Source organism: Streptomyces sp. NPDC043746, from assembly GCF_056436485.1.
Genome location: NZ_JBWKCM010000010.1, coordinates 1 through 15,345, shown reverse-complemented (window position 1 = coordinate 15,345; position 15,345 = coordinate 1). Strand labels below are relative to the sequence as shown.

11 protein-coding genes are annotated in these 15,345 nt (G+C 73.9%); 4 read left to right on the top strand and 7 right to left on the bottom strand.

Features of this window, described 5'->3' with window-relative positions; genetic code table 11:
• Positions 1-66: 66 nt before the first annotated feature.
• The 6 genes from sucD to AC0682_RS13375 all read right to left on the bottom strand — a co-directional run bounded on the left by sucD (position 67) and on the right by AC0682_RS13375 (position 7,949).
• Positions 67-951 carry a succinate--CoA ligase subunit alpha gene (sucD, locus tag AC0682_RS13400; RefSeq protein WP_145499723.1) on the bottom strand — a complete coding sequence of 295 codons (885 nt, stop codon included), beginning with the start codon at positions 949-951 and terminating at the stop codon, positions 67-69.
• A 19-nt stretch (positions 952-970) separates the two neighbouring features.
• Positions 971-2,152, bottom strand: coding sequence for an ADP-forming succinate--CoA ligase subunit beta (gene sucC, locus AC0682_RS13395; protein WP_254811876.1), 1,182 nt, complete (start codon positions 2,150-2,152; stop codon positions 971-973).
• A gap of 278 nt (positions 2,153-2,430) precedes the next feature.
• A complete protein-coding gene (locus AC0682_RS13390; protein ID WP_478533029.1) occupies positions 2,431-3,660 on the bottom strand; it encodes a VWA domain-containing protein in 1,230 nt (409 codons plus the stop codon).
• A gap of 62 nt (positions 3,661-3,722) precedes the next feature.
• Positions 3,723-6,206, bottom strand: coding sequence for a DUF5682 family protein (locus AC0682_RS13385; protein WP_478532854.1), 2,484 nt, complete (start codon positions 6,204-6,206; stop codon positions 3,723-3,725).
• Positions 6,203-7,351, bottom strand: coding sequence for an ATP-binding protein (locus AC0682_RS13380; RefSeq protein ID WP_478532853.1), 1,149 nt, complete (start codon positions 7,349-7,351; stop codon positions 6,203-6,205). The genes AC0682_RS13385 and AC0682_RS13380 overlap by 4 nt, the downstream gene beginning before the upstream one ends.
• Before the next feature lie 151 nt (positions 7,352-7,502).
• Positions 7,503-7,949 (bottom strand): MmpS family transport accessory protein, encoded by a 447-nt coding sequence (locus tag AC0682_RS13375; protein WP_478532852.1) that lies wholly within the window; start codon positions 7,947-7,949, stop codon positions 7,503-7,505.
• Between the two features lie 153 nt (positions 7,950-8,102).
• Between AC0682_RS13375 and AC0682_RS13370 the strand changes: the two genes are divergently transcribed.
• Together AC0682_RS13370 and AC0682_RS13365 are read left to right on the top strand one after the other, a co-directional pair.
• Positions 8,103-9,524 (top strand): SWIM zinc finger family protein, encoded by a 1,422-nt coding sequence (locus AC0682_RS13370; protein WP_478532850.1) that lies wholly within the window; start codon positions 8,103-8,105, stop codon positions 9,522-9,524.
• 305 nt (positions 9,525-9,829) lie between these two features.
• Entirely contained in the window at positions 9,830-11,467 is a 1,638-nt protein-coding gene (locus tag AC0682_RS13365) for a DUF5691 domain-containing protein (protein ID WP_478532849.1), read from the top strand.
• Between the two features lie 176 nt (positions 11,468-11,643).
• Here AC0682_RS13365 and AC0682_RS13360 read toward each other — a convergent pair whose 3' ends face one another.
• Positions 11,644-12,057, bottom strand: coding sequence for a coenzyme B12-dependent isobutyryl CoA mutase small subunit (locus tag AC0682_RS13360; protein ID WP_018490891.1), 414 nt, complete (start codon positions 12,055-12,057; stop codon positions 11,644-11,646).
• Positions 12,058-12,470: 413 nt separating this feature from the next.
• On the opposite strand from AC0682_RS13360, the gene AC0682_RS13355 reads away from it, so the two are divergent.
• Positions 12,471-13,313: an esterase/lipase family protein gene (locus AC0682_RS13355; protein ID WP_478532847.1), complete on the top strand. Its 843-nt coding sequence runs from the start codon at positions 12,471-12,473 to the stop codon at positions 13,311-13,313.
• Between the two features lie 206 nt (positions 13,314-13,519).
• A complete protein-coding gene (locus tag AC0682_RS13350; RefSeq protein ID WP_478532846.1) occupies positions 13,520-15,202 on the top strand; it encodes a M23 family metallopeptidase in 1,683 nt (560 codons plus the stop codon).
• Positions 15,203-15,345: the final 143 nt, after the last annotated feature.

The window sequence follows — 15,345 nt, the reverse complement described above, 5'->3', positions numbered from 1 at the left end:
GGGCCCGCACCCCTGGTCGAAAGGGGTGCGGGCCCGCGCCGCGTACGCGTGTCCCTACGGCCTGCGTCAGGCGCCGAGGATCTCGCGCGCCAGCTTGGCGGTCTCGGTCGGCGTCTTGCCGACCTTCACACCGGCGGCCTCGAGGGCCTCCTTCTTCGCCTGGGCGGTGCCGGAGGAACCGGAGACGATGGCGCCCGCGTGGCCCATGGTCTTGCCCTCGGGGGCGGTGAAGCCGGCGACGTAGCCGACGACCGGCTTGGTGACGTTCTTCGCGATGAAGTCGGCGGCACGCTCCTCGGCGTCGCCGCCGATCTCGCCGATCATCACGATGAGGTCGGTGTCGGGGTCGGCCTCGAACGCCGCGAGGGCGTCGATGTGCGTCGTACCGATGACCGGGTCGCCACCGATGCCGACGGCGGAGGAGAAGCCGATGTCACGGAGCTCGTACATCATCTGGTAGGTCAGCGTGCCGGACTTGGACACGAGACCGATGCGGCCGGGCTTGGTGATGTCGCCCGGGATGATGCCGGCGTTGGACTGGCCGGGGGTGATGAGACCCGGGCAGTTGGGGCCGATGATCCGGGTCTTGTTGCCCTTCTCGTTCGCGTACGCCCAGAAGGCGGCGGAGTCGTGAACGGCGATGCCCTCGGTGATGACGACCGCGAGCGGGATCTCGGCGTCGATCGCCTCGACGACGGCGGCCTTGGAGAAGGCCGGCGGCACGAAGAGGACGGAGACGTCGGCGCCCGTCTTCTCCATCGCTTCCTTGACGGAGCCGAAGACCGGGACCTCGGTGCCGTCGAAGTCGACGGACGTACCGGCCTTGCGCGGGTTGACGCCACCGACGATGTTGGTGCCGTCACCGAGCATGAGCTTGGTGTGCTTCATGCCCGTGGCGCCGGTCATCCCCTGGACGATGACCTTGCTGTCCTTGGTGAGGAAGATAGCCATGGTGTGGAGTCCCTCGTCCTTACTTCGCAGCCGCGGCGAGCTCGGCGGCCTTGTCGGCCGCGCCGTCCATGGTGTCCACGCGCTGCACGAGCGGGTGGTTGGCGTCGGAGAGGATCTTGCGACCCAGCTCCGCGTTGTTGCCGTCGAGACGCACGACCAGCGGCTTCTCGACCTTCTCGCCCTTGGACTCGAGCAGCGCGAGCGCCTGCACGATGCCGTTGGCGACCTCGTCGCAGGCGGTGATGCCACCGAAGACGTTGACGAAGACGGACTTGACGTCCGTGTCGCCGAGGATGATCTCCAGGCCGTTCGCCATGACCTCGGCGGAGGCGCCGCCGCCGATGTCGAGGAAGTTGGCGGGCTTCACGTTGCCGTGGTTCTCACCGGCGTACGCGACGACGTCCAGGGTCGACATGACCAGACCGGCACCGTTGCCGATGATGCCGACCTCGCCGTCGAGCTTGACGTAGTTGAGGTTCTTGGCCTTGGCGGCGGCCTCGAGCGGGTTGGCCGCGGCCTTGTCCTCCAGAGCCTCGTGGCCCGGCTGGCGGAAGTCGGCGTTCTCGTCGAGCGAGACCTTGCCGTCCAGCGCCAGGACCCGGCCGTCCTTGGTCTTCGCCAGCGGGTTGACCTCGACGAGGAGCGCGTCCTCGGCGACGAAGGTGTCCCACAGCGTCACCAGGACCTCGGCGACCTTCTCGGCCACCTCGGCCGGGAACTTCGCCTGGGCCACGATCTCGCGGGCCTTGACGATGTCCACGCCGGAGTTGGAGTCGACCGGGACCTTCGCGAGGGCCTCGGGGGTCTTCTCCGCGACCTCCTCGATGTCCATGCCGCCCTGCACCGAGGCCATGGCCAGGAAGGTGCGGTTGGTGCGGTCCAGGAGGTACGAGACGTAGTACTCCGCCTCGATCTCCGGGGACAGCTCGGCGATCATCACCTTGTGGACCGTGTGGCCCTTGATGTCCATGCCGAGGATGTCGGTCGCCCGGGCGACCGCCTCGTCGGCGTCGGCGGCGAGCTTGACGCCACCGGCCTTGCCGCGGCCGCCGACCTTCACCTGGGCCTTGACGACAGACTTGCCGCCCAGCTTCTCGGTCGCCTCGCGGGCCGCCTCAGGCGTGTCGATGACTTCACCGGCCAGCACCGGTACACCGTGCTTGGCGAAGAGGTCCCTCGCCTGGTACTCGAACAGGTCCACGCGCGTCCGTCCCTTTTCAGTGGTATCGCGGTTCGTTCTTCTGCGTGGGCGTGCCGCGAAGGGCATCGTGACTGCTCTGTCACCAGGAAGGCGCACACGGTGTCCGAGCGCGCGGCATGTCCATCCGGCAGGTTATCCCCGCGCTCGGCGTGACCCTAAATCGCAGATCACACCTGAGCGGTGATAACGGTCACAGACGGTGCCGGGCGGGTGGCTCGCGGGAGGGCTGGACAAGATCATCTCCGGGGCCCGCCGCGGCCGGCTCTCCGTCCCCGCCTCTACGGCCGGGTCTCCTGGTCCGGTAGGGGCAGGGGCCGCTTCTCGATCGCGGCGGCCATGATGTCCGGGAAGAGGTCCGGCGTACAGGCGAAGGCGGGCGCGCCCAGCGCGCCGAGCGCCGCCGCGTGCTCGTGGTCGTAGGCGGGGGCGCCCTCGTCGGAGAGGGCCAGCAGGGTCACGAACTGCACCCCGGACGCCTTCATCGCCGCCACCCGCTTCAGCATCTCGGCGCGGATACCGCCCTCGTAGAGATCGCTGATGAGGACGACCACGGTGTCGGCCGGCCGGGTGATCTTCGACTGGCAGTAGGCGAGCGCCCGGTTGATGTCGGTCCCGCCGCCGAGCTGGGTGCCGAAGAGGACGTCGACCGGGTCGTCGAGCTGGTCGGTGAGGTCGACGACGGCCGTGTCGAAGACGACGAGGCGGGTGGCGAGGGTCCGCATGGAGGCGAGCACCGCGCCGAAGACCGAGGCGTAGACGACGGAGGCGGCCATCGAGCCGGACTGGTCGATGCAGAGGATGACGTCCTTCTTCACCGACTGCGAGGCGCGGCCGTAGCCGATGAGGCGTTCGGGGACGACCGTGCCGGTGTCAGGCTCGCCGTCCGCGCCGGGGAGGGTGAGGTAGTTCTTCAGGTTGGCCCGGATGGTGCGGTCCCAGTCGATGTCCCGGTGTCGCGGGCGGCTGATCCGGGCGGAGCGGTCCAGGGCACCGGTGAGCGTGGCCCTGGTGCGGCTCTCCAGCCGCTTCTCCAGGTCCTCGACGACCTTGCGGACGACGGCGCGCGCCGTCTCCTTGGTCGTCTCGGGCATGGCCTTGCGGAGGGAGAGCAGGGTGCCGACGAGATGGACGTCCGCCTCGACGGCCTCCAGCATCTCCGGCTCCAGGAGCAGCGCGGCGAGGCCGAGGCGGTCGATCGCGTCGCGCTGCATGACCTGGACGACGGAGCTGGGGAAGTACGTACGGATGTCGCCGAGCCAGCGGGCGACGGAGGGGGCCGACGCGCCGAGCCCGGCCGACCGGCCGCTGCCGCCCCGGCCGCCGGGCTTCTTCCCGCCCCCGCCGTAGAGAGCGTCGAGCGCGGCGTCCATCGCGGCGTCCCGGCCGGTGAGGGTGCAGCCGGTGGCCTCGGCGCTGTCCGCCCCGAGCACCATGCGCCAGCGCCGCATCCGCTCACCGGCGGGCGCGGGCTGTGCGGCAGCTGTCTCAGTGTCCGACGCCGTGTCCATCGTGTCCCCCGTGCGGGTCTCGTCCTGTGTGGTGGTGGTCGTCGCGGGGCTGCCCGTCGCGGTCATCCGGTTGCCTCCGCCGGCTCGGCGGCCCCGGCCAGGAGCAGGTGCAGCACCGGCTCCACGGCATCGGCACGGTCCGTGTCCAGGCCGGGTCCGAAGCCCGGGTAGCCGTGGTGGCCGCCCTCGCCCCCGGTGTGCCCGGGGGCGGGGCCGCGCCGGGCCAGCTCCCCGAGGGTGCGGCGTACGGCCGGCTCGAAGGCGGCGAACGTGCGGCGCAGGAGCGGAGTCACGTCGGTGAAGGTGTCGGCGGGGACGCCGGTGAGCCAGGTGTCGACCAGGGCGAGCAGCCGCTCGTCGTGGACCAGGAGCATGCCGCCGCCGGAGGCTCCGCCGACGAACCCCTCGATCCAGGCGGCCGCGTCGGTGGGCGGCGTGCCGGGCGAGAGGGCCAGGCCCATGAGCCGGGCCGCCTCGTCCTCGGTGAGCCGTCCGTCGTCGAGCAGCAGCCGGGTGGCCCGGCCCCGGATGGTCCCGGCGACCGTGTCTCGGCCGGCGAGCTTGCGCAGGACGGCGCTCCAGCGGTCCCGGAGGCCGTCGGCGGGGGTGGCTTCGGGGGACGTGGCCCCGGTTGGCGTGGCTTCGGCGGGCGTGGCGGGGCCGGCTCCGGCGGGCGTGGCTTCGGCGGACGTGCCGTCGGCCTCGGTGGACGCGGCGGTATCCGCTTCGGCGGGCCCGGCGCCCGCAGCGAGCAGCCCGATCGCGCTGTGCACCCCGTCGATCTGGCGGCGCAGCGCCTCGGCCCCGTCCGCGTCGAGGCCGACGCAGGCCGGGGGCAGGCCGACGCAGATCCGCTCGGCCAGCCCGGCGGCGACCTCGAGGAGCGCGGCGGTGTCCGTGGCGCGGACGTCCCCGTAGCGCAGGGAGCGGGCGAGGGCCGGGAGGGCGTCCGCGAGGTGGCCCACGTCCGCGTCGAGCGCGGCGCGGTCCGCGAGGGCCTTCATCACGACGGGCAGCGCATCGGCCAGCCCGGCCAGGAGGCAGTGCTCGGCGAGGGCCGTGACCTCAAAGAGCGCGGTCGCGGCGAGGGCCTGGGACTCGGCCTTGGCCGTGGCGGCGGACTCCACAGTGGTGCCCCACACCCCGGCCTCCGCGACCCGGACGTGCAGCTCGGGCTCCCACCGCAGCCGCCAGCTCTCCCGGAAGGTGCCGGTACCGCGGCTCTCGGCCGGTTCGCCCCAGCCGACGCCGAGGAGGCGCAGCCGGTACAGGAGGCGGCTGCGGGCGGCGTCGGTCTCCTTGCGCAGGTCGAGGTCGATCTGCCGCTCCAGGGGCTCCGGCCTGAGCCGCAGGGTGCGCTGGGTGCGGGTGAGATCGCGCTGGAGCGGGACGACGGGGGCGCTGTCGGGCACCTCTCCGAGGGCCTCCCCGACGACCAGGCGGTCCCGGATGAGCGCGAGCGGTACGTCGGAGCCCTCGCACATCACGGCCCGCACCGCGTCGGTGGTCTCGCCCAGCCCCGCCAGCGGGCGGCCCCGCATCGCCGCGAGCGTCTCCGCGAGCCGGACGGCCTCGATGACATGGGCGGTGGAGACGGGCCGGTCCTCCTCGCGCAGCAGTCCGGCGACCTTGGTCATCCAGCGCTCGACGGGCCGGTCGGCGGCGGCGAAGAGGTGCCCGTACCAGCCGGGCGAGTCGATCCCGGCGCCGTAGCCGCTGTGCCGGGCGAGGCGGCGGTGGGTCCAGGGCACCCACGTCATCCCGGTCTTGACCTTGGGGAGCCCCTTGAGCAGCGAGCGGTCGGCGGCGAGGGTGGTGCGGGTGGCGAGCGCGGGGACGTGCCAGGCGCCGCAGACGACGGCGACCCCGTCCCCGAACTCCTTGCGCGCGGTGCGCAGCTGGATCCGCATGTACGCCTCGCGCACGGCGTCCCGGGGGTGCCCGCCGTCCCCGTACGCCTCGCGCAGCGCCGTCATGGCCTCCGCGAGCACGGCGAACGGGGCGAGCGCGTCGGCGGTCGCACGGGGGGTGGCGGCGGGTGAGCGGTGCTCGACGACGTCCTCCCACCAGCGCTCGGGGTCGTCGTATCCGGCGGTCTCGGCGAGGGCGCGGATCGGGTCGACGGCGGGGGTCACCGCCTCGTCCGCCGGGGCCTCAGGAGCGGGTGCGCCCTCCCCGCCGCTGGGCTCCTTGAGGGCCAGGGAGTGGGCGGCCGGGAGGTCGATGAAGCGGACCGGGACGTCTTGGGCGAGGGCCCAGCGGATGGCCACCCACTCCGGGGAGAACTCGGCCAGCGGCCAGAAGGCGGCCCGCCCGGGGTCGTCCACGGCGTGGGCGAGCAGGGCGACGGGCGGGCGCATCCGCGGGTCGGCGGCGAGCGGCAGCAGCGCGTCCCCCTCGGGCGGCCCCTCGATGAGGACGGCGGCCGGCCTCGCGGCGTCGAGCGCGGCCCGGACCGCCCGGGCCGACCCGGGACCGTGGTGCCGCACACCCAGCAGCAGGGGCGCGTCACTCACCTGGGCCCCGGACACAGTGCGGTCGCTCATACGGAGACCTCGCGGCAGGCGCGGTAGAAGTCCTTCCAGCCGTCCCGCTCGCGCACCACGGTCTCCAGGTACTCCTGCCAGACCACGCGGTCCGCGGCCGGGTCCCGGACGACCGCGCCGAGGATGCCCGCCGCGACGTCGCCGGGGCGCAGGACGCCGTCACCGAAGTGGGCGGCGAGGGCGAGGCCGTTGGTGACGACGGAGATCGCCTCGGCGGTGGAGAGCGTGCCCGAGGGGGACTTGAGCTTGGTGCGCCCGTCGGTGGTGACGCCGTCACGCAGCTCACGGAAGACCGTGACCACACGCCGGATCTCCACCAGCCCCTCCGGAGCGGCGGGCAGGTCCAGCGAGCGGCCTATCTGGTCGACGCGCCGGGAGACGATGTCGACCTCGGCGTCGGGCGTGGCGGGCAGGGGCAGGACGACGGTGTTGAACCGGCGGCGCAGCGCGCTGGACAGCTCGTTGACGCCCCGGTCGCGGTCGTTGGCGGTGGCGATGAGGTTGAACCCGCGGACGGCCTGGACCTCCTGCCCCAGCTCGGGGACGGGCAGGGTCTTCTCGGACAGGATCGTGATGAGCGAGTCCTGCACGTCGGCGGGGATGCGGGTCAGCTCCTCGACCCGGGCGGTCATGCCCTCGGACATGGCCCGCATCAGCGGGCTGGGCACCAGCGCGTCGCGGCTGGGGCCGCGGGCGAGCAGCCGGGCGTAGTTCCAGCCGTAGCGGACGGCCTCCTCCGGGGTGCCCGCGGTGCCCTGCACGAGCAGCGTGGAGTCGCCGCTGACGGCGGCCGCGAGGTGCTCGGAGACCCAGGTCTTGGCGGTGCCGGGGACACCGAGCAGGAGCAGCGCGCGGTCCGTGGCGAGGGTGGTCACGGCCACCTCGATGATCCGGCGCGGGCCGACGTACTTCGGTGTGATGACCGTGCCGTCGGGCAGGGTCCCGCCCTGGAGATAGGTGGCGACGGCCCAGGGCGAGAGGCGCCAACGGGCGGGCCGGGGGCGGTCGTCGGCGGCGGCGAGGGCCTTCAGCTCATCGGCGAACGCGTCCTCGGCGTGCGGGCGCAGGGCCTCGGCGCCGGACGCCCCGCCGGGCGTCTCGGCGGCTGCGGTGGTGGTCGTGGCGCCGGATTCGGGCACGGTCATGGATCCCCCTCCAGATCGTCGACAGTTCGGTCGACCTGATGTGGTTCCCACCGTGCACCATGGCACTGACAACGGCCCTCGCACCGGGCCCCGCCCGGGCTCTGACCTGCGGTCAGAGCCCTCAACGCCGCTGCGGCGAAGTGGTGCCGGATCAGCCCACGACCGGCGAGATGGCGACGCAGCCGCCCGCGGTGAGCATGCCCTCGCCCTTCGCCTCCTTGATGACCTCGCCCTTGTACGTGATGGTGCAGGAGACGTCCGTACCGTCGGCCTCCACCGCCATGGGCATGACGGCGGGCGGCATGATGCCGCGCAGCGTCACGGTCTTCCTCCACGGCAGGGTGGGCGAGGTGACGGTCTCCAGCTTCGGGTTCATGGCGTCTCCGCCGCCCCCGTGGAAGGCGATCTCGTCGACGCTCTTGCCGGTCACCTCGTACGTGACCTCGTACGTCTCGTCCACGGCCTTGTCGACCGCCTTGCCGACCGCCTCGTCCACCGACTCGGCCGAACAGGCGCCGAGGGCGAGGACCAGGCCGGTGACCGCGAGGGCGCCGAGGGCCGCGCGCGGACGGCCGCCGGTGCGGTGGGTGTGCTTCATGTGGGACCCCCCCTGGATCGGTCCGCGACCGGATCTCTTCCGCGCGCGGAGATCGCAGGAAAACGCAGAGGGCGGACAAAGTCAAACGTGCTGGCGGTCACCGAACGCGCAGGCCAGGGCGGACTGTCAGTGGTGGCCCCTACCGTCGTTCCCATGCTGCTATCTCACGGGGGAGAACCCTCGCCCGCCACGGACCCGGTGGCGCGCTGGACGGTGGAGCAGGTGCTGTCCCTGGCTCCTGACGATGCGTCACGCAAGGCGGGGAACAAGCTGGCCTCGGCCGGGCACTGGTCGGGGACGGGATGCGACGCGTCGGGGGCGGTGTGGGGACTGTGCAAGGGGAGCGGGAGCAAGCCGTATCAGACGGTGGTCGACACCACGGGCCCCGCGTACAGGTGCAGTTGTCCGAGTCGCAAGTTCCCCTGCAAGCACGCGCTGGGGCTGTTGCTGCTCCGGGCCTCCGGCGACGCGCAGGTCCAGCAGGGCGAGCCGGCCGACTGGGCCTCGCAGTGGCTGGAGGGCCGCCGCGGCCGGGCGGAGGCCGAGCAGGCCCGACAGGCGGCCGCCGCGGCCGGGCAGTCCGCGTCGGGCCCGGCCGACACCGCCGCCGCCCGGAAGCGGGCCGAGCGCAGGGCCGAGCGCGTCGCCTCGGGGGCACTGGAGCTGGAGCAGCGCCTGACCGACCTGCTGCGCGGCGGGCTCGCCACGGCCGACCGCGCGGGCTACGCCCTGTGGGAGGAGACCGCCGCCCGCATGGTCGACGCCCAGGCGCCGGGGCTGGCGAGCCGGGTGCGGGAGTTGGGTGCTGTGCCGGGATCGGGTCCTGGCTGGCCGGTGCGCCTGCTGGAGGAGTGCAGCCTGCTCCATCTGCTGGGCACCGCCTGGCTGGGCCGGGAACGGCTCCCGGAGCCACTGGCCGCCACGGTGCGTACGAGGGTGGGGCTGCCCGTGTCCGCCGAGGGCCCGCCGGTCCGCGACCACTGGCTGGTCCTCGCGCAGTACGACACGGGGGACAGCCGGCTCACCACCCGGCGGATCTGGCTGTACGGGAAGGAGTCGGACCGCACGGCCCTGCTGCTCTCCTTCGGCGCGGCCGGGCGGGCCCCGGAGTCGGCGCTGCCGGTGGGCGTCACGATCGACGCCGAGCTGACGCCGTACCCGGGCGGCGGGCTCCGGGCCGACCTGGGCCGCCGGTTCACCACACCGGCCCCGGTGCCGGGCACCCTGCCGCCGGGCGGCCCCACCGAGGCCGCCCTCGCCGCGTACGGGGAGGCTCTGCGGGACGACCCGTGGCTCGACGGCCGGCCGGTCACCCTGCGGGACGTCATACCCGTGCCGTCCGAGGGCGGCTGGCAACTGGCCGACGCGGAGGGCACGGCCGCGCTCCCCGTGGCCCCGGCGGCGCTCTCCCGGCAGGGCCTGTGGAAGCTCGTCGCCCTCTCCGGCGGCGCCCCGGTCACGGTCTTCGGAGAGCTGGGCCACCGCGGCTTCGACCCGTTCACGGCCTGGGGCACCGGGGCGGGGCGCGGGGGCGGGCCGGGGGGCATCGCGAACGGGATCGTACGGCTCATCTGAGGGGGCGGAGGGCTGGGAGGGGGAGGCCGGGGCGGAGGCCCCCCGGGGGCTGGGGGACGGGAACTGGGGGCCGGGGGACTGGGGGCAGGAAGCGGCATGCCACCGGCGATCGGCCCGAAGCCGGCTGCCCGGGGCACCCCGATGCTCCCCACCTCAGCCGCACCAGACGCTCCGGACGCAATGAACGCCTCGACCACCTGACACCCGCCGCGCCCGAACGCCCGCCTGACGGGCCGACTGCCCGCCCGCCCGGCTACTTGCCCACCCGGCCCACCCACCTGCCCGACGTCACAGAAGGGGACCCGATGCCTCGCACCACCACCGACCCGACCCCGGCCGCCGCCCACCCCCTCGCCCCGCTCACCTGGGAGGAGTTGGTCACCTCTGCGCTGCTGGGGACCGACCGGCGCCCGCCGGCGGCGCCCGGGGGCCAGGTGCCCGCCGACGGCGCGGGGGCCCTGCTGGACGCCGCCGCCCTGCACACCGTGCGGCGGCGGGCCGGGCTGCGGCCCGCCGTGGCGGGGGCCAGGCCCGCGCCCGCGCCGCACGACCCACGCCCCCCGCTCCCCGAGGCTGCCCGGCACCGGCTCGCCCGGCTGCTGGCCGACCGGGCCGCTCCGGCCGCCTCCGGACGGCGCGGGGCCGCGCCCGACCTCACCGAGCTGATACCGCAGTGGCTGGCCACGGCCAACCGGCAGGGGTTCCGGGCCCCGGCCGACCTCGTGCCGCCGCTGCTGGACGCCGCGCGGGCCCGCACCGACCTGCGCCCGCAGGCGCTCGCCTTCGCCGGGCCGCTCGGCCCGTGGCTGGCCGCGCTGAACCCGGAGTGGAAGTTCGCCCTGCGCGGTTCGGCGGCCGGTGCGTTCACCCCGGACACCAGCACCCCGGAAGCGGTACGCCGACTGTGGGAGGAGGGGCTGTTCGCGGAGCGGGTCGCGCTGCTCGACGCCGTACGGGCACGGGATCCCGGCGCCGCGCTCGCCCTGCTCACCTCCACCTGGTCCACCGAGCGGGCCGAGGACCGGCTGATGTTCCTGGACGCCCTGCGGACCGGGCTCGGCGCCGGGGACGAGGAGTTCCTGGAGCAGGCGCTCGCCGACCGCAGCCGCAACGTGCGCGCCACGGCGGCCGAGCTGCTCTCCGCCCTGCCCTCGTCGGCCTTCGCCGGGCGGATGGCGGCCCGTGCGGCGTCGTGCGTCCACCCCGACCGCACGGGAGCCGGGCTCTCGATCGCCGTGGAGGCGCCCCACGAGTGCGACGCCGGGATGCAGCGCGACGGGGTGACGGCCGTTCCACCGGGCGGCCGGGGCGAGCGGTCCTGGTGGCTCGGGCAGTTGGTGGAGGCCACACCGCTCGGGGTCTGGCGGGAGCGGTTCGTCGGGCGCACGGCGGCGCAGATCGTGGCACTGCCGGTCGCGGACGGCTGGGCGGGCGAGCTGCACGCCGCCTGGTGCCGGGCCGCGGTCCGCCAGCGCGACCCCCACTGGGCGCGGGCCCTGCTCGGTGAGGCGTCGGCGCCCCCGACCGGCTCGCCCGGGCCCGCCTCGATCGCGGAGCGGTCCCAGCTCCTGGCGGTGCTCTCCGAGGCCGAACGGGCCGACTGGGTGGCCGCGTTCGTCGCCGCGCACGGGCTCTCCGAGGCGTTCCAGCTGCTCGGGGTCTGCACGGTGCCGTGGACGGGCCCGCTCGGACGCTCCGTGGTGGACGCGCTCGACATCGCGCGGGACGGCGGGAGTTACCCGTGGAGCTTCAGCGGGGTGATGGGCCTGGCCGAGCGCTGCCTCGACCCGGCCGAGGCCGACCGCCTGGAGGTCCTGACAGCCACCCCGGACGAGCAGGAGGGGGCGTCACCGGGGGCCGGGGGTTACTGGTCGGAGGCGTTCCAGCGCCTGGTCTCCACGCTGCGCCTGCGCGCCGCGATGGAGGCCGAGCTGACCGCCTGACTCCCCGGCCCGGGCCCCGGCCGGGGTGTGAGGGGCCGGCCCTACCCCGGCCGGGGCCCTGCCCGGCCCCGTGCTCACGCCACGGCGCCGGGTCGCGCCCGGGCCGTCGCACTCCGGTGCCCTCGCCCGACCGGCACCACCCCCGACCGCGTACGCGTGTACGGACGGCCCGCGGGTCAGGTCTGCGCGGGCTGGCGGACGTTCGCGTTCACCCAGGTGACGATCTCCGTCGTCGTGGCGCCCGGCGTGAACAGCTCCGCCACCCCCAGCTCCTTCAGCGGGGGGATGTCGTCCTCCGGGATGATCCCGCCCCCGAACACCTTGATGTCCTCCGCCTCCCGCTCCTTCAGCAACTCGATCACCTTGGCGAACAGCGTGTTGTGCGCGCCGGAGAGGATCGAGAGGCCGATCGCGTCGGCATCCTCCTGGATCGCCGTGTCGACGATCTGCTCGGGTGTCTGGTGGAGCCCCGTATAGATGACTTCCATACCGGCGTCCCGCAGCGCCCGCGCGATCACCTTGGCCCCGCGGTCATGGCCGTCGAGCCCCGGCTTGGCCACCACCACACGGATCGGACCGGTCACACCCATCACTGCCTCCACATGGTCTCCCGCGCCTGACGGGCCGGGGATGTGAACGAACGTTATCCACAGCATCCCGCAAGCCGCCGTTTCACGGCAGGCGGGGAGGGGGAAATCACACGTGGGACATGCTCGCCGGGCACCGTCCCCCCGATGACGCGGCAATCCGGCCGCGTGGGACCACCGCCCGGGGAGCCGCTACGAGGTCGCCGTACCACCGCGCCGCCAGCCGCACGGCACGGTGGTACGGCCCATCGACGTCGCCCCACCGCCATCGCCCCACCAGCCGCCGCCCTCATTGCCCGGTGCCGCCCCGCCCTCCGCCACGCACGGCCCCGGCAGCCGCCCGTCCCCCGCGGCCCTCCTGCCCTTCCCCTGGAGTCGTCGCCGTCGTTCCCGTGCGTCCGTGCAGGAGGCCGGCCGTGAAGCTCCCCCCTTTCCTCCCCTTACCGCCCCTCCCCTCCACCGCACTGCTCGCCGCCACCGTGCTGGAGCTGGCCGTTCTCACCGGCCATCTGGCCGCCTACCCGTTCGGCATCGCCCAGGAGCGCCCCGCCCGGCACCCGGCACCGGACCCGCACCCCGGCCGCGGCCCCCGCCCCCTGCCCGGCTCCCCGGACGCCGAGCGGCCCGTCGTCCTGCTCCACGGGTTCATCGACAACCGCTCCGTCTTCGTGCTGCTGCGCCGCGCGCTGGCCCGGCACGGCCGCCGCCATCTGGCATCCCTCAACTACTCGCCGCTCACCCGCGACCTGCGCACCGCCGCCGAGCTGCTCGGCCGGCACGTGGAGGAGGTCTGCGCCCGCGCCGGACAGCGCGAGGTCGACATCGTCGGGCACAGTCTCGGCGGCCTGATCGCCCGCTACTACGTCCAGCGGCTGGGCGGCGACCACCGGGTGCGCACCCTCGTCACGCTCGGCACGCCGCACGGCGGCACTGCCGTCGCCCCCGGAGCCGGCATTCACCCCATCGTGCGACAGATGCGCGGCGGCTCCCCGCTGATCGACGAGCTGCGCCGCCCGGCGCCGGGCTGCCGGACCCGGTTCGTCAGCTTCTGGAGCGAGCTGGACCAGGTGATGGTCCCGGTCGAGACCGCCCGCGTGGACCACCCCGACCTGGACGCCGTGAACGTACGCGTCACCGGAATCGGGCATCTCGCGCTGCCGGTGCACCCGGCGGTCGCCACGGCCGTCCGTGAGGCTCTGGAGTCACGGGAGACCCAGGTGGGCACAGCCCCCTCAACCGGAACGTCCTCTGTCGCTTAGAAATAGAACGACTCTCGAACATAGGGCCAAGCCTCTGTCTGCCGTCCACCGAAAGGCGGCCGATTGCCCGTTTCCTGAGGGCGCAAAACCTGCCGAAGATTGTCGTCGTCACATACTGCCGGGTACAGTCGCGGCCACTGCTTCCCCCCTGGGACTCCCCGTCCGGAACCCAGAACAGTCCTGCTGCCGAGGCGAGAGAGAAGTTGGTGAACGACCAGCACCCCCACGCCGGGCCCGTCGGGTACGACACCCGATCCACCGGCAGCTTCGACACCGACCCGCTCTTCGGTACCCCCTGCAGCGGCTCCGACACCACGGATTACGCGGCTCCCGGTTACGACGCCTCCTACGGCGACCACCACAGCGGTCACGGCGACCACAACAGCCACACCGGCCCGTACGACTCCTCCGCCTGGGACACGGGCGCGCAGCAGACCGTCGCGTACGACGCGTACGCCGCCCGGCCACAGACGACCCAGGCGCAGACGGCGTGGCAGCAGCCCGACGACACGGGTGCCTTCCCCACCGCCGGTTTCACCACGGCGGCGTACGGCACGGCACCGTACGGGGGGGGCGCGTACGAGAGCGACGAGTACGACACCGGCGCGTACGCCACCGCCGCCTACGGCACAGGCACCGCGTACGTCACCGACGGCTCGTACGGAACGGGCACGCAGGAAACCGGCGCGTACGAGACCGCGGCAGGGACCGGAACGTACGACACCGGGGCCTACGACACCGGGACGTACGACACCACCGCCTTCACGACCGGCACGTACGACGTGGGCGCGCACGACGCGAGCGCGTACGACACCGGCGCCTACGCCACCGGGGCGTACGGGACGGCGACGCACGACACCGGCGCCTACGACGCGACCGCCTGGAACTCCGGCGCCACGCCCGAGGACACCGCGTACGAGCCCGAACAGATGTCTCATCGGCTGTACGAACAGCAGCAGCCGGAGCCCGAAGAGGGCGGCACCGCCGAGATCCCCGTCCTGGACACCACCCCCGAGGCGGACCTCGAGCACCGGCCCGAACCGGGCACCGCCCCGGCCCCGGCCCCCACCGCCGCCCCGCACGACGACGAGACCCCCTCCCAGCTCTCCGTGGACCGCACCGTGGTCCACACCCCCGCCCCGCGCAGCCGGGCCCGCCGCCGCACCCCCGCCAAGCGGTCCGCCCTCCTGACCGTCGCCGTCCCCTCCGCCTGCGTGATGAGCGTCGCGGGCATCGCGGCCGCCTCCGTCAGCGGGATCAGCGACGAGGAGAAACCGGAGAAGACCACCTCGCTGGCCGTCGCCGACCCGAGCACGGTGAAGCCGGTCGCCGCGAACAACAAGCTCGACAGCCAGTTGGAGCAGCTCACCGAGGGCAGCGACGACTTCCGCCAGCGCGCGAGCCGCACCCAGGAGCGCATCGACCTCAAGCAGCGGCAGGCCGAGGAGAAGAAGAAGCGCGAGGAGGAGGCCGCCCGCCGCGAGGCGCTGCGCCCCAAGTTCGTCCTCCCGGTCAAGCAGCACGGGCTCAGCGCCTACTACGGCCAGGCGGGCGTCAACTGGATGTCCGTGCACACGGGCATCGACTTCCCCGTCAGCTACGGCTCCCCGGTGATGGCCGCGACCGACGGCACCGTACGCACGCAGTACAACAGCGCCTACGGCAACATGGCGATCGTGACCATGGCCGACGGTACGGAGACCTGGTACTGCCACCTCAGCAGCACCAAGATCCGCTCGGGTCCGGTGAAGGCCGGCGACGTCATCGCCTACGCGGGCAGCTCCGGCAACTCCACCGGCCCGCACCTGCACTTCGAGGTCCGCCCGGGCGGCGGCGCCTCGGTGGACCCGCTGGCGTGGCTGCGCAGCCACGGCGTCGAGCCCACCTGACCCGATCCGTCGTAACGGGCGCACGAGTCAGGGGCGGGGGGGGGGGGTGGGGGGGGGCCGCCCCCTGCCTCTTTGCGGGTGGCGCCCCCAAACTCTTCACCCACGCGTAACCCCCACCCCCAAAAAAAACCCCCCAAAAGCGC